Origin of the sequence: Corallococcus sp. bb12-1, assembly GCF_026626765.1 — a bacterium.
Classification (GTDB): Bacteria; Myxococcota; Myxococcia; order Myxococcales; family Myxococcaceae; genus Corallococcus; species Corallococcus terminator.
On the sequence record NZ_JAPNJZ010000018.1, the window covers coordinates 161964 to 188442 of the forward strand.

The following is a 26479-nucleotide window of genomic DNA, read 5'->3' on the forward strand; positions in this document are numbered from 1 at the left end:
CCAGCGCCTCCGGTTGAATGAACGCACTGGGGATGCTCAACGCCCACCTTCTGCCCGCCATCGCAGGGCCGGCAAAGCCGTACCCTGGAGGGCCTGGCGCGCGTGGTGGTGTGCGTGATGCTCCGATGCAATGACTGTTCTCGGCCTGTCGCCGCCCGGTGGCCGCGCTGTCGCGGGTGTCACGCGGTCCAGCACCGGCCCTACGGTACGTCGGTCGCCATCCTGGATGCCTGGCTGGACACGCTTCGCAACTTCGGTGCGAGCCTCTGCTTCCCGCTCCTCGGCGCCGCGGTGGCCCTGCACGTCAACGACCATCCGCTCCCCGCCGTGCTGCTGGGCCTCTACGCGGGACTGCTGCTGGCAAGCCACCTGCTGCTGCCCTGTTTCACCCTGACGTGGCACATCGCGCAGGGACTGTGGGGGGTGGGGGTGCTCGCGAGCCTTGCCCTCCTCCCGCTTGGATTCGCGGAGGTCGCGGTGTTCGCCGTGACGCCGGCCCTGGTCGCGGCCGCCATGTGGCGGTGGAGAAAACGGGACGCCCAGGATCGTCGCGCTCATGAGCCAACTGGGGCACTGAAGCGCGCCCGGCTCGGTTCAACAGGCGCTCAGAGATTCCTTTCCAGGAAGACTCGCCTCCCCGCCCCGCCTTGAAAGCGGATGAACCGCGCCCCCGAATTGGAGTAGGAGCACCTTCATGGACTCGCGGCGACGGCACGGGTACTGAGGCATGACGGCGACTCGGGCTCGCTGGCGACGCGCCAGCATCGCGGGATGGCTGACCCTCACCTTGTGCGGTGTCACCGCGGGGGTGCGAGCGTCCACCGTCGCCCCGGCGCCGCCTCGCAAGCACCTGTCGGACGCCGAGCGGGTCCAGGTGGGCAGCGCCGCCGCCGCCCAGGAGCCCGCGTGGCGCGACCAATCGCTGCACAACTTCCCGGGAGACGCCTGGTCGCAGGACGATGACTTCAGCGCGTCGGAGCGCTCCTGGGTGGTGGGGGAAGCACAGCGCCGGGACGTGCCCGTGGAAGAGGTCTTCCGCGCCATCGACGAGGAGCTGCACTCCAGCGGTCCGGTCCGGCCCCCGCGCAAGGCCACGACGGCGCCTTGCAAGCCGCGCGCGTTCTACGACTGACGTACGCATGAGTCCTACTCCCTCCACGCTGCTCCGGGTCCTGCACCGCATCGCCACCACGGCGGGCGTGCGCCTGGGGCTCTTCGGCCTGCTCGCGCTCGTGGCCGCGTGGCAGCCGCTGTCGCAGGTGGGACAGACGAACGACTTCCGCGACTCGCACCTCCTGCACTCCTACGAAGAGGCGGGCGCCCGCACCGTGGCGATGTATGGGCAGGCGCCCCTGTGGAATCCGTGGACGTGCGGCGGCCAGTACGCCCTGGGCAGCCCGCAGACCCGCGTCGCCTCACCCACGCTGCTGCTCTCCGCCGCGCTGGGCTCGCACCGCGCGGAAGCCGTGGTGCTGTGGCTCTTCCTCCTCATCGGCATGGAGGGCTGCTTCCGCTTCGCGCGACAAAGCACGGGCTCCGCGGCGGGGGCGCTCATCGCCGCGCCCCTCTTCGGACTCGCGGGTTTCACCGCGCACGCGTGGTCGCTGGGGTGGCTCAACTTCGCGGGCTTCCTGCTGCTGCCGTGGCTGCTGTTCGGCGCGCGGCGGGCGGCGGAGGGGCACCTGGATGGCGCGGCGTGGGTGGCCGGAGGCTTCGCGCTCCAGCTCGGCTTCGGCAGCTCGTACCCTGTTCCCATGAGCGCGCTGTTCGTCGCGCTGGAGGCGGTGCGCACGCTGGCGTCCCGGCCCCTGCGGCGTAGCGGCCGGTGGCGCGCGGGGGTGTGGGCGCTCGGAGCCACGGCCCTCTTCACCCTGGGCGCGGGCATGTTCCGCCTGTGGCCCATGGTGGAGACGATGCGCGCGGCCCCTCGCCTCATGGCGGGCACCCCGGGCCACTCGCTGGAGACGGTGGGGCGCGAGCTGTTCCAGTTCCCCAGCAACGCCGACGTGGGACACTTCTTCTTCGTGCCCGGAGCCCTCGTCTTCGTGCTGGGCGCCGTGCTGGCTCGCCGCCGGGCCGCGCACCCCGCCGTGCTCGCGGGACTCTGCCTCTGGCTGGCCACGGGCTACGCAGCGAAGCCCTCGCTGTTCGCCGCGCTCCGGTTGCTGCCCGTCTTCGGAACGCTTCGCTATCCCGAGCGCTTCCTCGTCCCCGCCGGACTCTTCCTCGCGGAGCTGACCGCGCTGGGGTTCGCGGCGTTGTTGATCCGCTCGTCGCGCGGACGCGCGTGGAAGTGGGCTTCGGGGGCGGCGTGCGCCCTGGCGGTGGCGGGCATCGTCGTCCAGGTCATCGGCTTCAGCGTGCTCGCCAGCCGCGTGACGCTGGTGCCCACGCCCATCGCCGAGGACCAGCCCTTCGCCCAGGCCCGAGGCAACCGCTGGGCCCAGGGCTACTTCCTCCCGCTCAACCGGGGTTCCATCGCCTGCGGCGAGGCGTGGCCCGTCCCCATGTCCGAGCGCCTCCGGGGCGACCTTCCGCAAGAGGAGTACCTGGAGGACCCGCGCGCCGGCACCGCGCGACGGGTGACGTGGACGCCCAACCGGCTCGAAGTGGACGTGGACGCGAAGCGGCCCACCGCGCTGCTCATCAACCAGAACTGGCATCCGGGCTGGAAGTCCTCGGTCGGAGAGGTCGTCTCGCGCGACGGGCTGCTCGGCGTGACGCTGCCCGCGGGCCAGCACCGCGTGGAGCTGCGATTCCTGCCCCGGTCGGGACTGGGAGGGACCGCCGTGTCGGTGCTCGCGTGGGGGGCCTTGGCGCTTCTGGCCTGGGCTCCGCGACGGCGCGGGCGCTCCTCCTTGTGGCCGGGGCCCGGGGCCGTGGTGGTGGCCGCCCTGCCGCTGGTGGCGATGGGCGCCATGCTGGTGGCGTGGCGCGAACCGGAGGCGATGCCCGTGCTGCGCAACGCGGACGGGTCGCTGCTCGGGACGGCGGAGCTCCCCCCTGACGCGCGGCTCATCCACGGGACCTTCGAGCGGCCCGTGGAGCTGGTGGCGGCCCAGGTGCCGTCCGCTCCCGACGCACGCGGCATCGTTCCGCTGGTCCTCTACTGGCAGGTGGAGGGGAAGGTGCCCCGCTCGGTCGGAATCTGGGTGCACGTCTCCGGTCCCGGGGAACGCAAGACCGCCGACCATGCCGTCGTGGGAGGCACCTTCTTCTTCCGCGATGCCCCCCGCCGCGCGCTGCTGCGCGATGCGTTCGCCCTGTCCGCGAAGGACTGGGAGCCGGGTGAATGGAAGGTGCTGGTGGGCCTCTGGTACGCCGGCGGCGACGGCGAGCGCCTCAAGGCCTTCACCGACGACGGCACGCCCGTGCCCGAGGACCGCTTCGAGTTGGGCACCATTACCGTGCCGCCCAAGCCCTGAGGCCCCTTCAGCCTTCGCGCCTCACGCGGGATGCATCACTGGGGCTGTGGCGCCGCGCCCGTGGAAGGCGAAGCCGGCTGCGCCTCCTCCTCCAGGGTCACGGGCGAATTCAACGTCCAGGAGTAGGAGTAGACCGATCCCAGCAACCGGTAGGCCGCGCGCTTTCCGCAACCCGAGACCCCGACCGTGACGGGGTCCAACTGGGTCGTTGTGAGGTTCGCCCGCTCACACGCCAGATCGAACTCCGCACGGCCCTTCACATCCGGAACCCAGGCGCACTGGCCCATCTTGCAGCGCAGTTCGTAGGTCGTGTCGGCGTCGCAGCCACTCATTTGATACTGGTTCTCACCCAGATAGGTCGGCGTCAGCTCCTCGGTACATTTGAGGTCCTTGGCGGCGAGCTTCTCCAGGTTCGCATAGCGCTTCGCGTTCATGGACGGCCCCATTCCGGACAGGTCCACCTTGGAGTTGCTCCGGCTTCCACCGCAGCCCACCACCAGGAACGCCACGCCCAGGCCCGTCATCGACAATAGAGAGAGGTTCATGGGCGCCCATCTACCACACACCCGCGGCCCCTCTCGCATCTGCTCAAGTCATACTAGACTTCTCAATGCCGTCCACGTCTGACCAGGGAATCCAAATGAACCCGACATAATTTATGTCCGGCGCGGACCGGCGGGTTCCGTCAGCGCTTTGGCTTGTAGCGCAGCCACAGCAGGTCGCCCCGGCGCTTCTCGAAGGAGACCAATCGGAGGGGTTGGGCCGCGCCCTTCCCCTCGCTCGCATCGAAGAGCGAGGGCGTCCCGACGGAACCATCCACGAGGGGCGCCACGAGCACGCTCACTTCGTCGATGAGTCCGGCAGCCAGGAACGAGCCGTTTATCTTCCCTCCGCCTTCGAGCAGCAGCTTCTTGATGCCGAACGCCTTCCGGAGCTTGCCCAACACCTGCTCCAGGTCGAGCCGCGTCTTGCCACCGAACAGGTAGGAGACGCCCCGGGCCTGGAGGAAGGCCAGGTAGTCGTCCGAGACCTGCTCGGTGAGGACGGTGATGACATGCTCGCCATCGATGTCGTTCGACTTCCAGGTGAGCTTGCCGGACGGATCCAACGCGATGGCGTAGGACTCCGCGTCATGCGGCGCGACGAAGTCCGTCCGCGGAATCGGCCGCGACACCTTGCGCACGGGCACCTTCGCCTTGCCGGCGTAGGGCTCCATGGAGATGCGGCCAATCATCCAGGCGTCGGCCTTGAACTTCCGGGCCGTGCGCTCGTACTCCGCCAACGCGCTGGAGGACAGCTTCCAGCCCTTCGTGACAATCCTCCCGTCCAGGGATGGGACCATGTGGCAAATCACATACGGCCGCTTCACTCGACGCATCTTCCGCCTCCCGGTCCTTCGTCATCCTGGGGGATTTCCGGCCGGATGTCGCGCCGGGAACTGGCGGCGGACGGGATGCGCTACGCTCCCCCAGGAAGAGGTCGCCTCGAAGGCCGGCCCGGAGGAAGCTTGAGCCCGCACACCGCGCGTCGACTCCTTCCGGCCCTGGCCCTTGGACTCCTGCTCTGGGACTGCAAGGGTTCCACTCGCGGGCCGGAGGGCACGACCCGACAGGAGACCTCCACCATGTCCCTGACCTGGATGACCGTTCCCGCCACGGACGCGCGGATCCAATACGTCGGCCGGACGTACCGCTCCAGCACCGGGGTTGTCTTCTCCCATCCGGGCGTGACGGTGCGCGCGCGCTTCTGGGGGGACGCCCTGCGCATGCGGCTCGACGACGCGGGCATGGGCGGCGAGGTGGGCACCAACCACTTTGACGTCTCGATTGACGGCGCCCCGCCGACCCGGCTCGCCGTGCGGAGCGGTGAGGCCACCTACCCGCTCGCCCCAGCGCTGGAGGTCGGCCTCCACACGGTGGAGCTCCTCAAGCGCACCGAATCCATCGTGGGCCCCAGCAAGCTCGTCGCGTTGGAAGTCCATGGCGAGTTGCGGGAGCCGCCGGCCCGCCCGGCGCTCCGGATGGAGTTCATCGGGGACTCCATCACCTGTGGCTACGGCACTGACGTCGCGTTCATCCCGGAGTCACGTTCCTGGAGGGCCCCCACCTTCACGTCGAAGCACCAGAATCCCAGACGGACCTATGCGTGGCTCACCGCCATGGACCTGGGCGCGGAGCCCGTCTTCGTCTGTTATTCGGGCCATGGCGTCTACCGCAACCTGGATTTGACTACGTCCGGACTGCTGCCCGCTCTCTATGAACTCGCGGTGCCAGAACATCCCGCTGCGTGGGAGTTCACGGAGGGCTCTCCTGGGGTGATTGTCATCAACGTCGGCACCAATGACATCCTCGCCGGCAGTGGCACCGACTTCGTCCTCCCGGACGAGGCCGGCTTCAAGGCCGCCTACCGCGCGTTCCTCCAGCGGCTGCGGACACTCCATCCCCGCGCGCACATCGTGTGCACGCTCGGCAGCATGACGGATGGATCCAAGAAGCTCGAAAGGAACGGCGTGGTGAAGTCCGTGCACATCGGGGACTGGATCACCGGACTCGTGGAGGAACAACGCCGCGCCGGGGACACCCGCATCCACCGCCACGTGATGGCTGAACAGGACCCCGCCACCGATGGCGTCGCGGAGGACTGGCATCCTTCCGCCGCCACGCACCGGAAGATGGCGGAGTCCCTGACGCGGTTCATCCGGGACGTCGTGCTGCCTTGAGCCGGGCCCCGATGCGCGCGGCTCGGAGTCGTCCAGCCCCTGGCCCCCCTGGCTACCAGCCGCAGTTCGTCGCGGGAATCATGCCCTGATGGACGCCGCCAGTGCCGGCCGACTCGCCCCAGACGAACGAGGGGCTGTTTCGCCGCGATTCGAAGAAGCAGCCCAGTTGGTAGTTCACGGCCCCCACCGAGCGCGCCCACTCGGCGCACGTCTGGGGATTCCAGCTCGCGGGCACGTTGATGGAGTCCCGCCAGTTGTCGGGAACCACCGCGCTGCAGACCTTCTGGCCGCCCGCGCGCCCTGGAGACGGCGGCCGGGTGCCCTGCGCGGTGGCGGCCCCTCCCAGGAGCACCGCTGCAACCACCCACGCCGCATGCATCCTCTTCCACTGAGCCTGAGCCGCCAAGGTCCTACTCCTTCAGAGGGGCCGGAGCGTTCCGGGCCGTGTCTGTCGGTAAGGACGACAGCGCGGTTCATTCAAGGCCCTGGCAGGAACACCTCAGCGGACGTAGGCCGCGAGGTGCTTGCCGGTCAGCGTTGCCTTCGCCGCGACCAGGTGGGCCGGGGTGCCTTCGAAAACAATCCGCCCGCCGTCGTGGCCCGCGCCCGGCCCCAGGTCGATGATCCAGTCGGCGTGCGCCATCACCGCCTGGTGGTGCTCGATCACGATGACCGACTTGCCGGAGTCGACCAGCCGGTCCAGCAGCCCGAGCATCTGCTCGACGTCAGCCAGGTGCAGTCCGGTGGTCGGCTCATCGAGCACGTAGACGCCGCCGTCAGCCCCCATGTGCGTCGCGAGCTTCAGCCGCTGCCGCTCGCCACCCGACAGCGTGGTCAGCGGCTGGCCGAGCCGCAGGTAGCCCAGCCCGACGTCGCTCATGCGCGTCAGGATGGCGTGCGCGGCCGGCGTATGTGCCTTGCCGGCGCCGAAGAAGGCGACCGCATCCTTCACGGGCAGGTCGAGCACTTCGGCGATGTTGAGCCCGCCGAGCCGGTACTCCAGCACCGCCGCCTGGAACCGCCGGCCCTCGCATTCCTCGCAGACCGTGGCGACACCCGCCATCATCGCCAGGTCGGTGTAGATCACCCCGGCGCCGTTGCAGACCGGGCATGCTCCCTCCGAGTTGGCGCTGAACAGGGCGGGCTTCACGCCGTTGGCCTTCGCGAAGGCCTTGCGGATCGGCTCCAGCAGGTCGGTGTACGTCGCCGGGTTGCTCCGCCGCGACCCGCGGATCGGGGCCTGATCGACCGACACCACTCCATCCTTGCCCGACACCGAGCCGTGGATCAGCGAGCTCTTTCCCGACCCGGCCACGCCGGTCACCACCACCAGCACGCCAAGCGGGATGTCGACATCGACCTTCTGCAGGTTGTGGGCGCTGGCCCCGCGCACCTTCAACACTCCCGACGGCTTTCGCACCGACGGCTTCAAGGCGGCCCGGTCGTCCAGGTGCCGCCCGGTGAGCGTGCCGCTGGCCCGCAGCCCGGCGACGGTGCCCTCGAACACCACCTCGCCACCGGCGGTGCCTGCTCCGGGGCCAAGGTCGACGACGTGGTCGGCGATTTCGATCGCCTCCGGCTTGTGCTCGACGACCAGCACGGTGTTGCCCTTGTCGCGCAGCCGCAGCAGCAAGCCGTTCATCCGCTGGATGTCGTGCGGGTGCAGCCCGATGGTCGGCTCGTCGAACACATAGGTCACGTCGGTGAGCGACGAGCCAAGGTGTCGGATCATCTGGATGCGCTGTGACTCGCCGCCCGACAGCGTCCCCGACGGCCGGTCAAGGCTGAGATAGCCCAGCCCAATCTCCACGAACGAATCAAGCGTCCGCAGCAGCGTCGCCAGCAGCGGCGCGACGGACGGCTCCTTCAGACCGCGCACCCACTCGGCCAGCTCGTTGATCTGCATCGAACAGGCTTCGGCGATGTTGACCTTCTTGATCCTGGAGGACCGGGCGGCCTCGTTGAGCCGGGTGCCGCCGCACTCGGGACAGGTGGTGAACGTCACTGCCCGCTCCACGAACGCACGGATGTGAGGCTGCATCGCATCCACGTCCTTGCTCAGGAACGACTTCTGGATCCGCGGAACCAGCCCCTCGTAGGTCAGGTTCATGCTCTCGAACTTCACCTTGGTCGGCTCCCGGTACAGGAAGTCGTGGAGCTCCTTCTTGGTGTACTTCCGGATCGGCTTGTCCGGGTCGAGGAAGCCCGAGGCCGCGAAGATGCGCACCTGCCAGCCGTCGACGGTGTAGCCCGGGATGGTGAGCGCGCCCTCGGAGAGCGACTTCGTGTCGTCGTACAGCTGGGCCAGGTCGATATCGTTCACCGAGCCCATGCCCTCGCAGCGCGAGCACATGCCGCCGTTGACCGTGAACACGCGCTTCTCGGTCTTGCCTCCGCCCTTCTCGACGGAGATCTGCCCGACCCCGCGGACCGACGGGACGTTGAACGAGAAGGCGTTGGACGAGCCGACGTGCGGCTTGCCAAGGCGGCTGAACAGCACCCGCAGCATCGCGTTGGCGTCGGTCGCCGTGCCCACCGTCGAGCGGGAGTTGGCGCCCATCCGCTCCTGGTCGACGATGATCGCGGTCGTCAGCCCTTCCAGGACGTCGACCTCGGGCCGCCCCAGCGTCGGCATGAACCCTTGCACGAACGTGCTGTAGGTCTCGTTGATCATCCGCTGCGACTCCGCCGCGATGGTGCCGAACACCAGCGACGACTTACCCGAGCCCGAGACACCGGTGAACACCGTGAGCCGCCGTTTGGGCAGCTCGATGCTCACGTCCTTCAGGTTGTTTTCCCGGGCACCCCGGACGCGGATCAGGTCGTGGCTGTCCGCGGGATTCTGGCTGGGGGCGGGCTTGCGCTGCGTCATGGCGGAGGGCACCAACGGTGGGCGGGTGGGTAGCTTGGGAGTCAGGCTACGTCGTGCTCGGAAGATCACGAACAACAAACCGGCCCCCCAGAAGGCCCGCCGAGGACGGCTGACGAGTGCCCCGCGCTCACTTCCCGGCGGGCGCGCCGAGCTTCTCCAGGACCTTCACGGCATTGGCATTCCCCGCGTCCAGCGCGAGCGACTTCTTGTAGCTCGCGATGGCCTCTTCCTTCCGGCCCAGTTGGAGCTGGGCCTCGCCCAGGCTGTCGTAGGCATTCGCATCCGTCGGGAAGAGCTTCACGTTCGTTTCGAACACCCGCACCGCGTCCGCGCCCTTGCCGTCTCCCAGCAACCGGTAGCCGAGCTGGTTCAGGTGCCCCGACTCCAGGCCCTTCATGTTCTCGCGATGCTTCGCGGTGTACCAGGCGAGCGCGGTGTCGACGCCCTTGAGCCGCATGAGCACATCCACCTGGGCGGACGGCGACACGGGCTCGGGCTTGAACGCGGTCCAGGCATACTCGGACGCCACGCTGGCGATGAGGCGGTCGAAGAGCAGGAAGCCGTTGTCGGAGTTGGCCATGACGACCACCCCGGAGCCCGTGTCACTGAAGGCCATGAACGCGGCCTGGAAGCCCTCGTCCGAGCCTCCGTGACGGAAGCCGCCGGTGGCGGGCTCCACCTGGAAGCCCAGCCCGAACGACTCCGACTGCTGCGTCAGCATCTGCTTCGTCATCGCCTGTGACAGCACGCGCTTGGACTTCCCCGCCTTCGCATTGGACACCTCCAGGGCGACCCGCGCGAGGTCAGACGGCGTGGTCCACAGTCCGGCCGCGGCCATCTCCGGGTACACGTGCCAGCGCCCCGCGACGCTCTTCCCGCTGGAGTACGTCCCGGTGGCCGTCCTGGAGGCAAGCTCCGGAGGCAGGGGCTGCTCGTAGGAACTCCGGGTCATGCCGAGCGGCTTCAGCACCACCTCGCTCATGAGCTGGGGGAACGGCTTCTGGAGCTGATCCACCATCATCAACTGGACAATGGACGTGCCGCCGCCGCTGTAGCGCGTCTTCGTGCCGGGAACGAGGTTGACGCGCACCGGACCGGTATTCGCGGGCGCCGCGCCCTCCAGCACCTGCACCAGCGTGGGCATGGGGGCGTCTACGGCGTACCCAGGGAAGCCATGCACGGTCGTCCCCGCGCTGTGGCTGAGCAGCCGGCGCAGGGTGACCTTCTGCTCCTTCGTGAAGTCGTTCTCGGGGAGCTTCCACGAGCGCAGCCTGTCGTTGATGTTCTCGTCGAGCGACCACTTGCCCGCTTCGACGAAGTGCAGCGCCGCCAGGGCCGTCACCGGCTTGCTGATGGAGCCCGCCTGGAACAGCGTCTCCAGGGTGACGGGCTCCGAGCCGCCGGCCTCCTTCACGCCATAGGTCCTGGCCCAGACGACGGCGTGCTTGTCGAAGACGGCGATGCTCAGCCCGGGGATCCGGTACAGCGCCATCCACTGCGGAAGCGTCAGGCTCTGGGGTTTGTCGCCTTCGATGACGAACGGCGCCAATCCCGCCTCCACTCGCGCCGCGCGGGCCGCCTGTGCGGGGCTGGCCAGCCATTGCGTGGCGGGCTTCTTCGTCCCCTCCGCCGCGAGGGCAGCACCTCCCGAGCCGAACAGGACGGCCGCGAGGGCGAAGCGGGACAGGGGACGACGCATGGGTTCACCGAAGGAAGGGAGTGGGACGTGCGGTGTACGCATCCTCGCCCGGTCGATTGCCGGTCCGGGCCCTTTTTCCGCTCACCCCAGGAACGCCGCGACCTCGAACCATCCACAGTCGATCACCTCGACCGAGAGCGACCGCGTGGCGAAATCCACCTTCAGGCGCACGAAGTCCGCGCCGCCCACCCGCCACAGGTTGGCGAAGAACACCAACCCCTGGGAATCCCGTCGCGGTGCCTCCCAGAGCGCCAGCCCGCGCGCCCCGATGGTGCCGCTGCGAATCACTTCCGGCCCCGGCTTGTCCTCCGTGAGGTCGTCCAGGTCATCCGCCGTGCGAATCACCCGGGCCCCAGTTGCAGACCGCACCAGCTCCATGACCTCTTCGAAGCCCGCCTCCGAATCCAGGTCCGCGTGCGAGCCTCTCAGCGCTTCGCTCAGCTCCTCGATGGAACAGGGCGAGAGCACGAACCAGGCACCGAGCGCCAACCACGTCCTGCCGTGGGCCCACGCCAGCCGCACCCCGGCCAGCTCCGACCAGTTCCTGGCCCCGAACTCCTCGAGCCTCGCGCGCAGCGCTGGCTCTGCCTCAGGGATGTCGCGCTCCTTCATCGCAGGGACTCCTCCTCCATGACCCTCGGCATCAAGCATACGCCGTCATGAGGTCCGCGCCCTGAGCGAGAGGAGCAGGTCGATCGCGCGAACGTCGGCCGGAGAAGCCGGCGTGAAGACAACCATGCTCAATCCGTTTCCGTTGTCGACGGAGAAGGCCGAGTACTCGAGCGTGAGCGGACCGGCGATGGGGTGATGAATGCGCTTCAGCCCCACCCCATGGCTGCGCATCTCGTTCTCGGCCCAGAGCCGGCGGAAGTCGGCGCTGGTCTCCTGGAGTTCGGCCGCGAGCGCGACGGCTTCGGCGCTTTCGCCCGCGCGCGCGACGTCGAGGCGGAACACAGCCACGGCGAAGCGCGCGTGTGTTTCCCAATCAGGCAGCGAAGTGCGGACGGAAGCCGAGCCGAAAAGGCGTCTGAGCACGTTGCGCTCGCCGGGCGGTAGCGCGGCATAGTCGCTCAGCACCGCCGTCGCCGCCGCGTTCCAGGCCACGACGTCCCAGGCGGGCGTCTGCACATAGGCGGGGCTGGTCGGCATGGCGTCCAGCACGCGCTGCAAGGAGGCAGGGACCGGAGGCGGTGGAGTCGGTATCGGTGGCGGCGGTCGCTGCTGGGCCAGCAGGTACAGGACCTCGCGGCTGGCGGCGTCCAGTTCCAGCGCGAGCACCAGGCGTTCCAGCACCTCGTCGGAGGGCGGGCCGCCGCGCCCCTGCTCCAGCCACGTGTACCAGGTGACGCTCACGCCCGCCCGCGTGGCCACCTCTTCCCGCCGGAGCCCCGGCGTCCGGCGCCGGCTCGGGGCGCCGGGTGCCGGCGACAAGCGCTCGCGGCGGTCGCGAAGGAAGCCACCCAGGGTCAGGGCCGGGCCCGGCAGGCTGTTAGTGGTCATACCTGTATAACTCCTCGGCTTTTCCAGCCCTGAGCTCCGGAACATAAACCGCCTGCGAACAACGAGGAGGTCAGCATGCGTGTTTTTGTGACGGGCGCGACAGGATTCATCGGGACAGCGATTGTGCGTGAGTTGAGGACCGCCGGGCACGAAGTGCTCGGACTGGCGCGCAGCGGTGCCTCCGCCGACACCCTGGCGCGAGCGGGAATCCAGGCGCATCGGGGCGAGCTGTCGGACACCGCGAGCCTTGTCGCGGGCGCCCGTGCCTGCGAGGGCGTCATCCATACGGCCTTCATCCACGACTTCTCCCAGTACGCGGCCGCCGCCGAGACAGACCGGCGGGCGGTGGAGGCGCTGGCCGGCGCGCTGGAGGGCTCAGGCAAGCCCTTCGTCTCCACCTCGGGGACCGCGATGCTCGCGCCCGGCCGCCTCGGCACGGAGGCAGACGCTCCCTCCCCCGGGAGCGCGGCGGGCCCTCGCGCGGCTACGGAGGCGATAGTGATGGAAGCCGCCCGTCGTGGGGTGCGCGCAAGCGTCGTGCGGCTGCCGCCTTCCGTCCACGGCGCGGGCGACCATGCCTTCGTTCCCGCGCTCATTGACATCGCACGCCGCACGGGCGTCTCCGCATACATCGGCGAGGGAGCGAACCGCTGGCCCGCGGTGCACCGGCTGGATGTCGCACGCCTCTTCCGTCTGGCGCTCGAGCGCGCGACCCCGGGAACGCGTTTGCACGGCGTCGCCGAGGAAGGCATTCCGCTGCGCGCGCTCGCCGAGGCCATTGGCGCGGGGCTCGGCGTCCCCGTCCGCGGCATCGCCGCGGATGAGGCGCGCACGCATTTCGACTGGCTGGCGGGCTTCGTCGCCATCGACAATCCCACCTCCAGTGCCATCACCCGCGACACGCTGGGATGGAGCCCGCAGGAGCCGGACCTCAGGACCGACATGCGCGACAACGGGTACTTCACGCGGACCGCGTAGCTCCGCGAACCCCATCGTGCCCGTGATGGGGGCCGTTCGTCAGGGGGCCGCTACCGAGCCTTGCGCGTCCGGGGGCCTGGACCTGGGGAGGGAGTGCGTCGGGGACGCAATCGCTGCTCAAGCGCCGCCACCAGCAGGTCCAGCCCGAAGTTGAACTCCGTCAGGTGATGGCAGGCGGCCAGGTGGGGCGCGGCCCAGGCCACGTGGGGAAAGCCCGAGTCCTTGAGGTCGGCGCGGCGCCCCGCCAGTTCTCCGAGGTTCTGGCCGCTGAAGGTCGGACCGGAGGACACCTCGCGCAGGAGCGTCCCGATCAGGAAGGCGAGGACGGAACGCAGGGCATGCACGGCCTCCTCCGGCGCAAAGCCCGCCGCGTGCAGGATGGCGAGGGCTGATTCCGTGCCCGCCAGCCCCTGGTTGGATTTGAGCTGCCGCGTGAGCACCAGCGGGGCGGCCCGGGGGTGCTGAACCGCCGCGTGACGGAATGCCGCGGCGAGCGCGCGAACATCCTCGCGCCAGTCATCGGTCGGTTCGGGCGGTTCGATGGCCGCCAGGAACAACTCCGCGACACCGTCGAGGACCGCGTCCTTGTTGGCGACGTGGTGGTAGAGGCTCATCGCGTCCACACCGAGCACGGTCGCGAGCTTCCGCATGCTCAGCGCCTCGGTGCCGTCGCGGTCCACCAGGGTCAGGGCCGTCTGGAGGACCTTCTCGCGCGTGAGCCCTGAACCGCCCCTGGGCCGTCCACGCCGGGGCGTGGCACCCGCAGGCGCGAGGCCCGGACGGGGGGCGGGTTCGGACCTGTCGGGTCGCTTCATGAACTTGACAATACCTACAGCGTAGAATTACGTCCAACCCTACAGCGTAGACAAACCTGGGAGGCCTTCGATGCGACCTGGCTGGCGGGAATCCGATGTCACGGACATGCCAATGATTGGCACGCACATCGACACCTTCGACGGCATGGAGCGCGTTCCGGGAGGTCCCGGCGCCAGGCTGCGCTGGGCGAGGACGCGGGCCACGGACTTCCGCGCGGCGTTCGTTTCGACGGGGACGCCCGACAGCGTGGACACCTGCGAGTTGGTCACGCTGCCCTACCCCACGAAGTTCGGACTGTTCCGCGCCAGCACGGCGGTCGCGCCCTTCCTGTCCATCACCAATCGCATGCTGGTCATCCGCTGGCGCGAAACCGATGGCAGGCAGCGCGTGCTCCTCTTCGAGCCGAGCGACGTCGAGCTCGGCCGCAAGACGCCGTACTTCGCGGCGCGCGGTGGGCGCGCACCTGGCAGCAGGAGGTCATCCTCAACGCCAACAGCATCGAGAACACGGCGGAGCAGTACAACTCGCTGGTCCTCGAAAAGACGCTGGTCGACCGGTCCCAGGCGGATGAGCGCTTCCTCCAGTTCTTTCCCTCCAGCGAGCTGACCGCCGCCTGGACCCATCCCGGCACGGCCCCCACGTTCAGCCACCGGGCCATTCATCACCGCCGCTGACCGCGGCGCCCCCTCTTCAGGAAGAGACAAACGTGATCACCGAACAGGTACGCCAGGCACGTGAGAAGTTGGTGTTGGACCATTTCCACGACGAGGTGAGGCAGGACTGGGACGACGTCCTGGCGACCTTCCCGCATCCGCACTACGAGCTGATCCCCACCCTGACGGTGCACGACGGCAACAGCGCGGTGCGCGACTACTACCGCGACACCCGCATCGCCTTCCCGGATCAGGACCACGAAATCATCGCGCTGCGGCACAGCGACGACGCCGTCATCGTGGAGTTCTGGCTGAAGGGCACCCACCTGGGTCCGCTGGGCAAGATCCCGCCCACAGGGAACCGGTTCCGGGCGCGAATGACGGGGTACTTCATCTTCGACGCGAACGAGACGCTGGTCTGCGAGCGCGTCTACTTCGACACGCTCAGCATCCTCAAGCAGCTCATCGGGGGTCTGGACATGAAGAATCCGAAGAACTGGTTGCTCGCCGTCCAGTGCATCAAGGGGCTCCTGGCGATGTCCAGCGGCAAGCCGGAGCCCATCCTGACCGAGACCGCGCCCTGGACTCCCACCCAGCAGCCCCGGAGCTGAGCTGCTACTCCTCCAACTCCTGAGGGAGCGGATTCCTGAGGAATCGCGCTCCTTGGGGAAGGTTCACGACCTGGTATCCCTTGCCAGCGATACTGACGAGTTCTCCGTCATGGGCACCGGCCGCTTTGAGCCATTCATCCGCCTCCGTGCGAGTTTCGAATGAATGTGCTGCCCGCACACCTTCAACCGCAGGTGTCGTGATTTGCCGGAAGAACTCCCGATAATCCTCGAGCCTTCCAATCTCACGCACGTAGACCAGGGCAGCGGCGGCGGCTCGGAGCGAAGCCTCTTCCGGTGAGCCGTCTTGAAAGCCGCGGCTGACCGACTCAATGGTGAGAAGCGCGGTGTCCACATTGAAATGCGGATCATATTTCATGATTGCCCCCGGGTTAGAGCACGATGGGCACAAGAAGCAACGCCCCGCCTCCGCCTGTCGCAATGACAAACGAGCCGCCAGCGACAACAACGACCGTACCGATGACGAGCCCTTTTTTGTGCTCTCGGAGCCAGTCCAGAGCAGCGTCCATGTTCGAGAACCTCAGCCGGGCGGATTCCTTGCGCACCGCCTCCTTCTCCTGAACGCACTCAACGTACTCCTCGCGGCACTTCTTCGTGCAGTACTTATAGTACCACTCGTCCCGCTTGACATGAGGGTACGGCAGTTCGGGAGTGCTCCAACAGGCCGTGAAACATTCGACCTGCTCCTGGTCGCAGTTCCGTCCACCCGAACCACCCACGCCGGAAGCATCTTCCGTGATGACGTAGCTCTGGTTCCCTCCCGGGCGTTGACCATGGCTGCATCCGATGCCAGCCGCCACCATCCAGGTGCATAGAGCCAGAACCCTCATCATTGCTCCCCGGACGAGGCGGTGCTCACAGTCGCGAAGGAGGTGGCGGGAGGTGTTCTCCCGCCCTTCTCCGCTCCGGGCCAGGAGAGGGCTTTCGCCCCTCTCCCTTCCGGGGGTGATTACATGTTGCCCAGGGCCCTGCGCAGGCCGTCCTGGATGACGGACTGCAGGTCCTCGGCCGTGAGGTCGGGGTTCTTCTTGAGCTGTTCCTTCGCGTAGTTGGACCAGTCGCGAATTTCCCGCGCCGTGGGCTCACGCGGCTTGTCCGTGGGCTGGTTCATGTACAGCTCGAACACCCACTTGAAGGCGTCCTTCACGAACCGCTCGAGCGGGGCCGACTCCGCCGGGCCTCCCACGCCGCGCATGTCGTCGCGCACCGCGTCCTGGATGGCGCTGGAGAGCTGCGAGGGCGTCATGCCCGGGTTGTCCTCCAGCTTCTTCTTGGCGAACTCCTTCCACTTCGTGAGCTCCGCGGGCGTCGCGCCGCGCTCACCGCCCTGGTAGACCTTGGCCGCCCAGCTCACCGCGTCGTTGATGATCTTGTCCAGGTTGGCGCCGCCCGAACCCGACGACACGCCCGTCACCTCGTCGCGCACCGCGTCCTGGATGGCCGCCTGCAACTGCGCGGACGTCATGTCCGGGTTGTCCGCCAGGGTCTTGTCCGCGAAGGCCCGCCACTTCTGGAGTTCGCCCGACGTCGCACCGCGATCGGTGCCCTGGTAGACCTTGGCCGCCCAGCTCACCGCGTCGTTGATGAACTTGTCGACGTTCGCCTGGCTGGGCGGACCGCCCACGCCCGTCATGTCGTCGCGCACCGCGTCCATGATGGCGGCGGACAGCTGCGAGGGCGTCATGTCAGGGTTGTCCGCCATCGTCTTGTCCGCGAAGGCCCGCCACTTCTGGAGCTCCGCCGCCGTCGCGGAACGTGAGCCCCCCTGGTAGACATTGGAGGACCAGCTCACCGCGTCCTGGATGAACTTGTCGACGTTGACCTTGCCCTTCGCGCCCGAGCCGCCCGAGGACATGCCCGTGGCCTTGTCGCGCACGGCGTCCATGATGGCGGCGGAGAGCTGATCCGGCGTCATCTCCGGGTTGTCCTTCATCTGCTGATTCGCGAAGGCCGTCCACTCGGCCATCTCCGAGGGCGTCGGGCTGCGCGCCCCGCCCTCGTAGCAGGTGGCCGTCCAACTGACCGCCTCCTCCACGTACTTCTGGATCTTCGCCGGGGTGACCACGTCCCCGCCGTCGCGCCGCTTGCGCAGCTCACCCACGAGGGCTTCGCGGAGGTCCGCCGCCGTGATGTCCGGCTGCTTCTCCCGCAGCTTCGTCGCGAAGGCCAACATCTCCGTTCGCTCCTTCCCGCTGGGGAGCTTCGTGCCTTGGTAGACCTCGTTGAAGGCCTTGTCGAAGCACTCGTTCATCTTCGGGTCGGTCAGAGGCGCCAGCAGATTGGGCAGGACCTCCCGGGTCGCCGCCATGGGCTGGGCCAGCGCCGCGGTCATCGCGGGCGTGGCGACCATCGCCTGCTTCGCGCTCGTCGCCGTCACGGGCTTCGCCGGCGACGCGGAGGCACTCGTGAGCGAACCGAACAGGTTGGCGAGTTGCTGCGCGGAGACGGTCTTCGTCGCCGCCTTGTCATTCGTGGGCTGCTGCTTGGGCGCGGAAACGCCAGGCCTGCCCTCACCGATCTTCGACATGGTGACCCCCAGGGGCATGGATGCCCGTTAACTGGAATACCATATAACCCCTTAAACACCTGATTGTGCCCACGATAGAATTGATGGCTGACCTTTCGTCAAGTCACCAACGATTGCCTTCTGATCCCGAGGGTTTACGGCCCGACGCGGTGCGCAGTGCCGGGCGTTCTCCAGCGCAGCGCAGGCGCGCCTCCTGGCTGCCTGGTCACCAGGCGGGAGCGCCCTGGCCGAGGACCGGCGGCAGGAGCGCCCACGCGTCTTGCGTGGGAACGACGAAGCCTTGCGCCGGCCACATGCCGCTTGCGCCAGGGGCGCCGTTCCTAGCTTCAGGAGACACACCCCAACGGGAGACACGACCATGTTTCATCCAAGAGGGCCCCACCGGCATTCCCTGTACTGCATCCTGCCGCCCTACCTGCTCCGGTCGGTCGCGCAGAATGGCTCCGGCGCCCAGCGCGCCGCGGCCCTGCGCACCGCCGCCGTGGACAGCACGTTCCGCAACCTGCGCTTCGCCACGACCCAGACGGCCCAGCGGGCCCCATCCCGGATCATCTCGGGAATGATGGCCGACTCGCAGTGCCACCGCTCCATCTACGACCTGCAAGGACAGGAGACGTTTCCCGGCACGCTGGTGCGCAGCGAGGGACAGGGCGCCACCGGCGATGCCGCCGCCGACGAGGCCTACGATGGATTGGGCGCCACCTATGACCTGCTCTGGGAGGTCTACGGACGCAACTCCATTGACGACAGCGGCCTGCGGCTCAACGCCCACGTCCATTACGGCACGAACTACGACAACGCCTTCTGGGACGGCCAGCGCATGGTGTTCGGGGACGGAGACAAGGAACTCTTCAACCGCTTCACCATCGCCATGGACATCATCGGGCACGAGCTCGCGCACGGCATGACGGAGGACGAGGGCCCCCTGGTGTACTTCCGCCAGGCGGGAGCCCTCAACGAGTCCATCTCCGACGTCTTCGGCTCGCTCGTGAAGCAGAAGTTCCTCAACCAGACGGCGGACAAGGCCGACTGGCTCATTGGCGCGGGCCTCCTGGCCGACGGGGTCAAGGGCAAGGCGCTGCGCTCCATGAAGGCCCCTGGGACCGCCTACGACGACCCGGTGCTGGGCAAGGACCCGCAGCCCGGCCACATGCGCGACTTCGTCAGGACCTGGGAGGACAACGGCGGCGTGCACATCAACTCCAGCATTCCCAACCGGGCCTTCTGCCTGCTGGCCACGCAGTTGGGGGGCTACGCCTGGGAGAAGGCCGGCCACATCTGGTACGAGGCGCTGCGCGACACGCACCTGCGGCCCGACTGCGGCTTCGCCCGCTTCGCGCGCATCACGTTGATGGCCGCCGCCCGACTCTACGGCGAGGGCGGAGCCGAGGACGCCGCGGTCCGCGACGCCTGGAACCAGGTGGGCATCCCGGTCACCCGCGAGAAGGTCTCCGTGGCTTTCATCCCGCAGCAGCAGGGCGTCCCGGCCTCCAAGCCGTCGCGCCGCCCCAATGCCTGAAACCACGGGGCGTCCCGTCAGGCGCCCGGGAGCGTGAGATGCGCATCGAGCTCAAACGGGAAGGAGGGCTCGCCTTCATTCCAGGCCTCAACAGACCCCGTCTGTTCGACCTGGCGGACCTGCCTCCCGCGCAGGCGGAGGCCATCACCCAGAGCGTACGGGCCGCGTCCTTCTTCGAGCGGCCCGCCCGCGTAGGCACCGCTTCGAAGGGGGCGGCGGATCAGACCCGCTACACGCTCACCATCGAAGAGGGGGGACGCCGCCACTCCGTCCAGTTGCTTGAGCCCGTGGAGGATGCCTCCCTGCGCGCCCTCCTGGGACTGCTCAAGCAGGTGGAGCGCACGGAGGCCCGTGCGCCCCCTGACACCATCAACCGCTAGGCACGGATGCGCACGAGGCGCCGCGTGGCGACACACACCACGCGCCCCTCCAGGGCCTGGAGGCCGTGCTGCCGGCAGAACTCATCGTAGGCGGAGGGCCGCTCGCTCTCGAAGGTGAAGAGCGCCCGTGGGAGCGGCACGTCCGCCAGCTCCGCCGACGGCGTGAGGTCCAGCACGCCGAGCGTCTTCACGACCAGTTCCTCCAGCCCGTCCATACCCTCGACGGGGGCACGTGAGAGCACATACGAGAGGGCGCCCACGGTCTGCGTGGGCGCCACGGGGCGAATGTTGTCCGCGGCGAGCAGTTCCTCCCAGAGGACCTCGTGCAGGTCCCTCGCGGCAGCGGCCAGCGTCATGGACACGACGAGCCCACCGCTCACCACCACGCCCCTGCCGTGTCCCAAGTCAAAGCGGTGGTGGTCCAGGTGGATGGGATGGGTCACCAGGAGCTGGGTCGAAAGCGCGAGGTTGGCGGTGATGCCGAGCGGCCTCGCGAAGCCGTGCAGCAACAGCGCTCCTGTCTCGAAGGACGGCACGGCGCCCACCTCCGCGCGCGGCAGCACTTCCTGGGCCCGTTGCGTGAGCGTCATCCGGAACGCCTGGGCTTGCGAACGCTCCTCCTCCTCCATCCGGGCGGCGGCGGGCGAGGGTTCGAAGGACTCCGGCTGGCGGTGGTAGAGCTCACGCTTGTCGAGCGTGAAGACGGGAACCTCGTCGCCCACGCGAATGAGCCGACGGTGGGTCGTCACGACGGCGCGCTTCCCGTCGCCCGTGTTGCGCACCCGCCGGACCTGGATCTCCTGGCGGTACGTGTCCCCCACCCGCAGCGGCGCGTGCTGGCGCGCGTTGCGGAAACCCAGGTGGTAGATGGCGCCATGGGTGCTCGACATGCAGCACGCCAGGTAGAGGCCCATCATGAAGGGCAGCGGCAGCGTGCCGGGCGCGGTGAGCCCAAGCCGGGCCGCGAAGGGGGCGCTCGTTACGATGCGGTCGTGTGAATAGAAGCACTGGACCCAGAGGTCGCGCATCCCGGCGGTCGCCGTCATCTCGTAGGGGTTGAGCAGGAGGTCGTCGAGCGTCGGCGGGCGTTCGAGCGCGTGCGTGACCCGGCGTCCCACCACGACCTGCCCTTCATCCGCGACCGGGTCCTGGGGCGGCGCGAGCGCGAGCATCCGGTGCGCTGCCTTCAGGTGGGGCGGGCCAATGAGCTGTCCCTCCACGATGGCCATTCCCTCGTTCACCGACGAGGGGCCCGGGACCTCGCTGGCCCCTGGCGCGGCGAGTCCTGGCACCTTGCGTGTCAGCGTGGACAGCGTGCCTTGTCTTTGAGCCTGGGTCACCCGACGGGCCCAGGCCAGTTCGGCGGCCGTGGGCGTCATGCAACGGTTCACGGTCTCGAGCTGATCCGAGTGCAGGCAGCACTTGCCCGTGAAGCCATGCAGGCGCCCCTCGCGGGCGTGCGCCTCCAGCCCGATACGGTCCCCCACGTGCGTGTAGGGCGTGTCGAAGGGTTCGATGCCCGCCGCCCGGGCCGCCATGACGACCTGGCTCCGGGGATGGCTGAGCGTGAGCTCCGCGTGGGGGGTGGCACCGGTGAACCGGAAGAGGTCCCCATGCCCGAGCATCACCCCCAGGTTGCGCCCGCCGCCCGCGAGCGCCATCCGCCGCGCCTCCAGGACGGCCGCGGGGGTCTCCAGCAGCGGCAGGAACCGGGTGTGTCCCAGAGGGAGGCCCCGGGCGAGCTCCAGCGCGGCCACGCGCTCGTGCAGCGCATCCAGCTCCTCCGGCCCGTGGGTCATCGTCGGCATCAGCGCCGTCAGGCCGGGCAGCCCCACGCATACCTCCAGGTCGGCGGCATGCAATTCGGAGTGGTCCGCTTCGTTGATCCGGACGACCACGGGACGTCCGTCGAAGAGCCCTCCGCTCAGGGCTTCGATGACGCCAGCACGCGCGGCGGCCTTGGCGGCCAGTGGCACGCCATCCTGCAGGTCCAGGACGAAGCAATCCGCGGGCAGCCGGGCGGCGCGGGTGAACGCGAACTGGGGGATGAACAACAGACTTCGCCAGCCCGAAGGCGGGCGCGGAAGATGAGACACTTCTTTCATGGGGAAACCCTCTCGGAGTCAGTCACCGCTAGATTGCGGTAGCGACTCCCGAATGGATCTCCGCCACGTCATCTCCTCGTTGCACGCGTGAATTGATACGCGTTCGAAGTCACGAATGACCGCCACGCTTGAATATCGAGAATGTGATTGTCTTCAGGCGCCCTCGAGGAATCGGCGGTGGTCGCCAGCTGCGTCCCGCGCCGGGCGGGGCTCAATAGACGTAACGGACCTTCTTCGCCCACTCCGTCTTGCCGTAGTGCTTGTGGAGGTAGGAGAAGGCCTTCCGGGCCTCGGGGGTGTTCTGGCCGCAGCCGTTCTTGCTGGCACGCACCGCGCGGAAGAGCGCGATGGGGGAGCGTGGATCCTTGGGGTGCGCCTGGGCCCAGGCGAGCGCCACGCGCGAGTGGAAGGCCACCGCACCGCCCGCTTCGGTGAGGGCCTTCCATTGCGCCGCGGCGGCCTCCCGCTCCTCGGGAGTCTCGAAGGAGAACGGCGGTGTGACAGGAGCCTCCTTCTGCACCGCGCACCACCCGTTGGCGCCGCGCCGGATGTCCTCGGTCAGGTCGTACGTCGGGGACGTGTTGAAGCCGCGCCCCCACGACAGTCGCGCGGACACGGCGGGCAATCCCATCAGGAGGAAGCGCGCGTCGAAGAGCCGCTCCTCGGGCGTGGGCCGTCCGACGATGGCCAGGAGTTCCGCGCGGGCCAGGGGCTCGGTTCCCGCGAGCGAGGTCGCCACCGCCTGGAGCGTTTCGTCATCGCCCACCACGGAGGCCAGGGCGAAGGCGTTCCACGTCAGCCGCCGACGCAGCGCGGAGTCCTGGGGAAACGTCTCGCTCCAGGCCTTCAGCTTCCGCGCCGTGAGCCGGGGTTCGAGGCGCCACGCATTCTCCCCTGCCAGTCCCATGACCACGGGACCCGTCGGCTGGGGGTACTCCACCAGGGTGCTCTGGAGCACCTCCTCCCAGCTCTGGGCCAGGTCGAAGCGCTCCATGCGCAGGAGGCCGCTCAGGTAGGGCATCCCCCCCGTGAGGGGCCACGGAATCGCGTCGAGCCGGGCACGCGCAGTCGGCAACTCCCCCCGCTCGCGCAGCAGGTGCACGGAGTGGTACGCGAGGGTCAGGCCCGCCGGAGAGGACAGCGGCACCTTCGCGGCGTCCGCCAGCAGCTCCGGCAGTCCCGGCGAATCCGCGCGGGACAGCATCAGCGCCGCGACGAGCCAGGGCATGTGCGCGGTCTTCTTCCAGTGGGCCACGGCGGCGGCCTGGAGCGGAGCCCGAATGTTCTCCTCGGCCCTGAAGGACTTCATGGACTGAAACCACTCGACGAGTTCGGCCGCGGGCGGCGGGAGCGCGGAACAAATACTCCCATCCAGGTACTCGTTCGGAAGGTCGCCCAGCAGCGCGCTCAATCCGGACCCCGTGCCCGGCTCGAGCACCCGTGTCAGCAGCTCGCAATTCCAGGCCTGCGCATCCAGACGGGTGCGCACGAGGCTCTGGAGGCGGCGCGCGGGCCCATGGACCTCGAGCAGTTTCGGATCCGCGAGCACCTTCGCGATGGCTTGATCCGCCAGGACAAAGCGTTCACGGTCGGCTTCCGTCATCTTCCGCTCGTAGGACGATGACTCGGAGGGCTGCTCGAACAGCGCACGGCGCACGGCGGTGCGCGCCACGAGGTAGGCGCCCAGGGTGCGGTAGGGCGAGTCGGACGCGTCCGCGATGGCCTGGAAGGCGGCAGCCGCCGCGTCGAAGTTGTTGCAGTAGAAGAGCGTGGCCGCCTCCTGGTAGGCGCGCTCGGATTCGCGCCGCTTCTTTTCGCGGGGCTTCAGTCCCTTCTCGATTCCCGGAGCCGCCTCCTCCAGGGAGCCGCATTCGCCGAAGACGACGTCCTGGTTGCGGACCCACTCCTCCAGCAGCGCCGGACGCGACTTCCACTCCTTCGCGAGCACGCGGGCGGTGCTCGCGGCCCGGACGAAGGCGTCCGCGTGGATGCGGGAGATTTCCGCGTAGTTGTTCTCCAGGACAAACTGCAACGGGGCTGGCTCCCGCTGGGGAACGACCTCGCTCCGGGCGGCGGTCCACTGCTGGCTTCCCCACTCCGCGACCTGGTGGGGGGCGCCCTGGATGACATTCCTCCAGCCTTCCACCACGTGCTTCTGTTCGTCGGGGGTGGTGGGAATCCCCATCATCGTGCGCCAGGAGTAGACGAGGTACCGCGTGCGGAGGCTCCCTCGCAGCAGCCCCATTCGCCCGGCGGCAAAGTCCTCACGGGAGACGTCGGGATGCGCCGTGTCGTCGTAGCTGGATTCGTCGCCGCCGCCACACGCCACCGCGACGGCTGAGGGCAGGAGGACCGCGAGGCCGACGAGACCCACGAATGCTGACTTCATGATTGCGTCTCCGCCATGGCGCGTGCGAACGCGGACCAGGTCCACGGCTGGGGGTTGAAGAGGTAGAGGGTCGAAACACCGGGAGGCACGGCCTGCCACTCATCCATCGCCAGGCCCATGCTGCCCGCGCACGGGCGGGGCAGCCCGCGCGCGAACCGGGCCCGCCAGATGGGAGCCTCCGCGCCCAGGCGGAAGAGCTGCGGAACCACCTCGTCCACCGGCGCGCGGGTGATCCAGCTCCCTGGCGCGCACCACGACGCCAGCCCGGTGATGGACAGGGGCATTCCCGGCGGCAGGCGCTCGTGCAGGTCCTGGAGCAGCGAGACGTAGGCGTCGTGTTCCGACGCGCGCACGTCGAAGTCGAGCTGGAGCGACGTGACGTCCGGTCGCCGCACCAGGGCCGCCAGGCGTTCGGACAGCGCGCGCAGGCGCTCGGGGCTGAAGCGCGCGAGCGAGGCCCCCGGGAGCATCTGGAGGCGCACGGTGGCCTTCAGCGTGATGCCCGGTGGGAGCCGGAGCGGCTGCCGGCGGGGGTGCGCGCGCACGTCCGTGTCGGTGAGGTCGAGCGTCGTCAGCAGGAAGGCGACGTCCACGGGCTGTCCCGCGAGGAAGCGGAGGTCTTCTGGCCGCTCCCAGGCCCAGAGGACCAGCCGGGGTGGTGGGGCCACTTCTGGAGGAGACAGCGGCACGCACAGCAGCGCGAGGAAGGCAGCGGCCAACAGGCCACGCCGTGGCGTGAGGGACGCGCTCTGGATGGGAGGTTCGGAGGTCATCGCGGCTGGGGCGCCACACCCGGGAGGCATGCCCGGGTTTCGCGATGACATTTAGCAATCCCCACGCCACCGTCCCATGCACCGGGAGAGTCTGGCCAGCGGGCGCGGGTGAGCCGCCAGGCCCGGCTCAGCCCTGGCGGTGGGGACGACCCGGAGCGGCCTTCCGGTTCACCGCGGAGGCAGTTGCGCCTTGCGCAGGTCGCCCCAGCAGGCGTCGTAGTCCGACTGCAACGTCGGGCTTTCGAGCGCGGCGCGCGTCGGCGCAATCACGTGGCGGGTCTCGAACATGAAGGCGAGCGTGTTGTCGATCTTCTTCGGACCCAGCGACGCGGCGACCGCGGCCTCGTAGGTCTTCCGGTCCGGCCCGTGCGCGCTCATGCAGTTGTGGAGCGACGCGCCGCCTGGAACGAACTGGTCCGCCTTCGCGTCGTAGACGCCGTGGATGAGCCCCATCATCTCGCTCATCACGTTGCGGTGGAACCACGGCGGCCGGAACGTGTGCTCCGCCACCATCCACCGGGGCGGGAAGATGACGAAGTCGCAGTTCGCGGTCCCCGGCGTCTCGCTGGGCGAGGTCAGCACCGTGAAGATGGAGGGATCCGGATGGTCGAAGCTGACCGTGTTGATGGTGTTGAACCGCGCCAGGTCATACACATACGGAACATGGGAGCCGTGCCACGCGACCACGTCGAACGGTGAGTGGTCGAGCGTCGTCTCCCACAGGTGCCCCTGGAACTTCTGCACCACGCGCGTGGACCGGTCCACGTCCTCGAAGCTCGCCACCGGCGCGCGGAAGTCCCGTGGGTTCGCGAGACCGTTGGAACCAATCGGTCCCAGCTCAGGGAGCCGGAACGGCGCACCGTGGTTCTCACAGATGTAGCCGCGCACGGGGCCCTCCGGCAGCTCCACGCGCATGCGCATCCCGCGCGGGATGAGCGCGACGTGGCCCGGAGGCACATCAAGCACGCCCAGCTCCGTCACGATGCGGAGCGAGCCCTGCTGCGGGACGATCAGCAGCTCACCGTCGGCGTTGAAGAAGGCGGTGTCCACCATCGACGTGTTGGCGACGTACAGGTGCACCGCCGCGCCGTCGCCCGCCGCCGCGGAGCCATTGCCCCCGAGCGTGAACAGCCCGTCCAGGAACGTCGTCGGGTCCGTGGGCAGCGGCAGCGGATCCCAGCGCAGCCGGTTGGGCGGAGGCGGCACCTCGTCGAAAGGGCCGCTGCGCAGGCGGCGCACTTCGGTCTTCCGGTAGGGCGGGTGGCCCGCGCTGGGACGCAGGCGGTACATCCACGTCCGCCGGTTCTCCGAACGCGGCGCGGTGAACGCCGTGCCCGAAATCTGTTCAGCATAGAGACCGAACGCGACCTGCTGCGGCGTGTTCTGGCCAACCGGCAACACTCCGGAGATGGCCTCCGTTGCGTGCTCGTTCCCAAAGCCCGTGAGGTATTGGAGCGGTTCCATACCCGGGATGGTAACAAATGAAACCAGTTTG

At 68.7% G+C, this 26479-nt stretch carries 24 protein-coding genes; 9 read left to right on the plus strand and 15 right to left on the minus strand.

Annotated elements, in window-relative coordinates; translation table 11 throughout:
- The first annotated feature begins 102 nt into the window (after positions 1–102).
- The 3 genes from OV208_RS21400 (at position 103) to OV208_RS21410 (ending at position 3425) form a co-directional block, all read left to right on the plus strand.
- The gene (locus OV208_RS21400) at positions 103–651 is read left to right on the plus strand and encodes a hypothetical protein (protein ID WP_267575726.1); all 549 of its coding nucleotides are present in this window, start codon (positions 103–105) and stop codon (positions 649–651) included.
- Positions 652–727: 76 nt separating this feature from the next.
- Entirely contained in the window at positions 728–1132 is a 405-nt protein-coding gene (locus tag OV208_RS21405) for a hypothetical protein (RefSeq protein ID WP_267575727.1), read from the plus strand.
- A gap of 7 nt (positions 1133–1139) precedes the next feature.
- On the plus strand, positions 1140–3425 hold the full coding sequence (locus OV208_RS21410; protein WP_267575728.1) for a hypothetical protein: 2286 nt from the start codon (positions 1140–1142) through the stop codon (positions 3423–3425).
- A gap of 35 nt (positions 3426–3460) precedes the next feature.
- Here the strand turns inward: OV208_RS21410 and OV208_RS21415 are convergent, their stop codons facing one another.
- Together OV208_RS21415 and OV208_RS21420 are read right to left on the minus strand one after the other, a co-directional pair.
- Entirely contained in the window at positions 3461–3970 is a 510-nt protein-coding gene (locus tag OV208_RS21415; protein ID WP_267575729.1) for a hypothetical protein, read from the minus strand.
- Positions 3971–4110: 140 nt separating this feature from the next.
- Positions 4111–4803 carry a RibD family protein gene (locus OV208_RS21420; RefSeq protein WP_267575730.1) on the minus strand — a complete coding sequence of 231 codons (693 nt, stop codon included), beginning with the start codon at positions 4801–4803 and terminating at the stop codon, positions 4111–4113.
- Positions 4804–5049: 246 nt separating this feature from the next.
- Between OV208_RS21420 and OV208_RS21425 the strand changes: the two genes are divergently transcribed.
- Positions 5050–6144, plus strand: a complete 1095-nt coding sequence (locus tag OV208_RS21425) for an SGNH/GDSL hydrolase family protein (protein WP_267575731.1) — start codon at positions 5050–5052, stop codon at positions 6142–6144.
- Positions 6145–6196: 52 nt separating this feature from the next.
- On the opposite strand, the gene OV208_RS21430 is transcribed toward OV208_RS21425, so the two are convergent.
- The 5 genes from OV208_RS21430 to OV208_RS21450 all read right to left on the minus strand — a co-directional run bounded on the left by OV208_RS21430 (position 6197) and on the right by OV208_RS21450 (position 12215).
- On the minus strand, positions 6197–6550 hold the full coding sequence (locus OV208_RS21430; protein WP_267575732.1) for a hypothetical protein: 354 nt from the start codon (positions 6548–6550) through the stop codon (positions 6197–6199).
- A 93-nt stretch (positions 6551–6643) separates the two neighbouring features.
- The gene (locus OV208_RS21435) at positions 6644–9016 is read right to left on the minus strand and encodes an excinuclease ABC subunit UvrA (RefSeq protein WP_267575733.1); all 2373 of its coding nucleotides are present in this window, start codon (positions 9014–9016) and stop codon (positions 6644–6646) included.
- A gap of 127 nt (positions 9017–9143) precedes the next feature.
- Positions 9144–10715 (minus strand): serine hydrolase, encoded by a 1572-nt coding sequence (locus OV208_RS21440; RefSeq protein WP_267575734.1) that lies wholly within the window; start codon positions 10713–10715, stop codon positions 9144–9146.
- 81 nt (positions 10716–10796) lie between these two features.
- Positions 10797–11327: a hypothetical protein gene (locus OV208_RS21445; protein ID WP_267575735.1), complete on the minus strand. Its 531-nt coding sequence runs from the start codon at positions 11325–11327 to the stop codon at positions 10797–10799.
- Between the two features lie 45 nt (positions 11328–11372).
- A complete protein-coding gene (locus OV208_RS21450; RefSeq protein WP_267575736.1) occupies positions 11373–12215 on the minus strand; it encodes a helix-turn-helix transcriptional regulator in 843 nt (280 codons plus the stop codon).
- Positions 12216–12290: 75 nt separating this feature from the next.
- Here OV208_RS21450 and OV208_RS21455 point away from each other — a divergent pair, with 75 nt between their 5' ends.
- A complete protein-coding gene (locus OV208_RS21455; protein ID WP_267575737.1) occupies positions 12291–13193 on the plus strand; it encodes an SDR family oxidoreductase in 903 nt (300 codons plus the stop codon).
- A 50-nt stretch (positions 13194–13243) separates the two neighbouring features.
- Here OV208_RS21455 and OV208_RS21460 read toward each other — a convergent pair whose 3' ends face one another.
- Positions 13244–14008, minus strand: a complete 765-nt coding sequence (locus OV208_RS21460; RefSeq protein ID WP_267575738.1) for a TetR/AcrR family transcriptional regulator C-terminal domain-containing protein — start codon at positions 14006–14008, stop codon at positions 13244–13246.
- Positions 14009–14078: 70 nt separating this feature from the next.
- Between OV208_RS21460 and OV208_RS21465 the strand changes: the two genes are divergently transcribed.
- Together OV208_RS21465 and OV208_RS21470 are read left to right on the plus strand one after the other, a co-directional pair.
- Positions 14079–14615 (plus strand): hypothetical protein, encoded by a 537-nt coding sequence (locus OV208_RS21465; protein ID WP_267575739.1) that lies wholly within the window; start codon positions 14079–14081, stop codon positions 14613–14615.
- A 100-nt stretch (positions 14616–14715) separates the two neighbouring features.
- Positions 14716–15273 carry an ester cyclase gene (locus OV208_RS21470; RefSeq protein ID WP_267575740.1) on the plus strand — a complete coding sequence of 186 codons (558 nt, stop codon included), beginning with the start codon at positions 14716–14718 and terminating at the stop codon, positions 15271–15273.
- 4 nt (positions 15274–15277) lie between these two features.
- Here OV208_RS21470 and OV208_RS21475 read toward each other — a convergent pair whose 3' ends face one another.
- The 3 genes from OV208_RS21475 to OV208_RS21485 form a co-directional block, all read right to left on the minus strand.
- Positions 15278–15649, minus strand: a complete 372-nt coding sequence (locus OV208_RS21475) for a hypothetical protein (RefSeq protein WP_267575741.1) — start codon at positions 15647–15649, stop codon at positions 15278–15280.
- 13 nt (positions 15650–15662) lie between these two features.
- Entirely contained in the window at positions 15663–16124 is a 462-nt protein-coding gene (locus OV208_RS21480) for a hypothetical protein (RefSeq protein WP_267575742.1), read from the minus strand.
- A gap of 116 nt (positions 16125–16240) precedes the next feature.
- Positions 16241–17818: a hypothetical protein gene (locus OV208_RS21485; protein WP_267575743.1), complete on the minus strand. Its 1578-nt coding sequence runs from the start codon at positions 17816–17818 to the stop codon at positions 16241–16243.
- A 358-nt stretch (positions 17819–18176) separates the two neighbouring features.
- Between OV208_RS21485 and OV208_RS21490 the strand changes: the two genes are divergently transcribed.
- Together OV208_RS21490 and OV208_RS21495 are read left to right on the plus strand one after the other, a co-directional pair.
- A complete protein-coding gene (locus OV208_RS21490) occupies positions 18177–19337 on the plus strand; it encodes a M4 family metallopeptidase (protein ID WP_267575744.1) in 1161 nt (386 codons plus the stop codon).
- A 38-nt stretch (positions 19338–19375) separates the two neighbouring features.
- The gene (locus OV208_RS21495) at positions 19376–19717 is read left to right on the plus strand and encodes a protealysin inhibitor emfourin (RefSeq protein ID WP_267575745.1); all 342 of its coding nucleotides are present in this window, start codon (positions 19376–19378) and stop codon (positions 19715–19717) included.
- Here OV208_RS21495 and OV208_RS21500 read toward each other — a convergent pair.
- From OV208_RS21500 to hmgA, 4 genes are all read right to left on the minus strand, one after another.
- Entirely contained in the window at positions 19714–21822 is a 2109-nt protein-coding gene (locus OV208_RS21500; protein ID WP_267575746.1) for an aldolase/citrate lyase family protein, read from the minus strand. The genes OV208_RS21495 and OV208_RS21500 overlap by 4 nt on opposite strands.
- A gap of 211 nt (positions 21823–22033) precedes the next feature.
- Positions 22034–24211, minus strand: coding sequence for a hypothetical protein (locus tag OV208_RS21505; protein ID WP_267575747.1), 2178 nt, complete (start codon positions 24209–24211; stop codon positions 22034–22036).
- Positions 24208–24984 carry a hypothetical protein gene (locus tag OV208_RS21510; RefSeq protein ID WP_267575748.1) on the minus strand — a complete coding sequence of 259 codons (777 nt, stop codon included), beginning with the start codon at positions 24982–24984 and terminating at the stop codon, positions 24208–24210. The genes OV208_RS21505 and OV208_RS21510 overlap by 4 nt, the downstream gene beginning before the upstream one ends.
- A 168-nt stretch (positions 24985–25152) precedes the next feature.
- Positions 25153–26448: a homogentisate 1,2-dioxygenase gene (gene hmgA, locus OV208_RS21515; protein WP_267575749.1), complete on the minus strand. Its 1296-nt coding sequence runs from the start codon at positions 26446–26448 to the stop codon at positions 25153–25155.
- Between the last annotated feature and the right edge of the window lie 31 nt (positions 26449–26479).

Bases quoted from the DNA above. Each gene is read 5' to 3' on its own strand.
- OV208_RS21415 (WP_267575729.1), bottom strand. From the start codon at position 3,970: ATGAACCTCTCTCTATTGTCGATGACGGGCCTGGGCGTGGCGTTCCTG.
- OV208_RS21410 (WP_267575728.1), top strand. From the start codon at position 1,140: ATGAGTCCTACTCCCTCCACGCTGCTCCGGGTCCTGCACCGCATCGCC.
- OV208_RS21465 (WP_267575739.1), top strand. From the start codon at position 14,079: ATGCGACCTGGCTGGCGGGAATCCGATGTCACGGACATGCCAATGATT.
- OV208_RS21460 (WP_267575738.1), bottom strand. From the start codon at position 14,008: ATGAAGCGACCCGACAGGTCCGAACCCGCCCCCCGTCCGGGCCTCGCG.
- OV208_RS21405 (WP_267575727.1), top strand. From the start codon at position 728: ATGACGGCGACTCGGGCTCGCTGGCGACGCGCCAGCATCGCGGGATGG.
- OV208_RS21475 (WP_267575741.1), bottom strand. From the start codon at position 15,649: ATGAAATATGATCCGCATTTCAATGTGGACACCGCGCTTCTCACCATT.
- OV208_RS21455 (WP_267575737.1), top strand. From the start codon at position 12,291: ATGCGTGTTTTTGTGACGGGCGCGACAGGATTCATCGGGACAGCGATT.
- OV208_RS21495 (WP_267575745.1), top strand. From the start codon at position 19,376: ATGCGCATCGAGCTCAAACGGGAAGGAGGGCTCGCCTTCATTCCAGGC.
- OV208_RS21450 (WP_267575736.1), bottom strand. From the start codon at position 12,215: ATGACCACTAACAGCCTGCCGGGCCCGGCCCTGACCCTGGGTGGCTTC.
- OV208_RS21485 (WP_267575743.1), bottom strand. From the start codon at position 17,818: ATGTCGAAGATCGGTGAGGGCAGGCCTGGCGTTTCCGCGCCCAAGCAG.
- OV208_RS21440 (WP_267575734.1), bottom strand. From the start codon at position 10,715: ATGCGTCGTCCCCTGTCCCGCTTCGCCCTCGCGGCCGTCCTGTTCGGC.
- OV208_RS21445 (WP_267575735.1), bottom strand. From the start codon at position 11,327: ATGAAGGAGCGCGACATCCCTGAGGCAGAGCCAGCGCTGCGCGCGAGG.
- OV208_RS21505 (WP_267575747.1), bottom strand. From the start codon at position 24,211: ATGAAGTCAGCATTCGTGGGTCTCGTCGGCCTCGCGGTCCTCCTGCCC.
- OV208_RS21490 (WP_267575744.1), top strand. From the start codon at position 18,177: ATGTTTCATCCAAGAGGGCCCCACCGGCATTCCCTGTACTGCATCCTG.
- OV208_RS21480 (WP_267575742.1), bottom strand. From the start codon at position 16,124: ATGATGAGGGTTCTGGCTCTATGCACCTGGATGGTGGCGGCTGGCATC.
- OV208_RS21510 (WP_267575748.1), bottom strand. From the start codon at position 24,984: ATGACCTCCGAACCTCCCATCCAGAGCGCGTCCCTCACGCCACGGCGT.
- OV208_RS21425 (WP_267575731.1), top strand. From the start codon at position 5,050: ATGTCCCTGACCTGGATGACCGTTCCCGCCACGGACGCGCGGATCCAA.
- OV208_RS21420 (WP_267575730.1), bottom strand. From the start codon at position 4,803: ATGCGTCGAGTGAAGCGGCCGTATGTGATTTGCCACATGGTCCCATCC.
- OV208_RS21435 (WP_267575733.1), bottom strand. From the start codon at position 9,016: ATGACGCAGCGCAAGCCCGCCCCCAGCCAGAATCCCGCGGACAGCCAC.
- OV208_RS21500 (WP_267575746.1), bottom strand. From the start codon at position 21,822: ATGAAAGAAGTGTCTCATCTTCCGCGCCCGCCTTCGGGCTGGCGAAGT.
- hmgA (WP_267575749.1), bottom strand. From the start codon at position 26,448: ATGGAACCGCTCCAATACCTCACGGGCTTTGGGAACGAGCACGCAACG.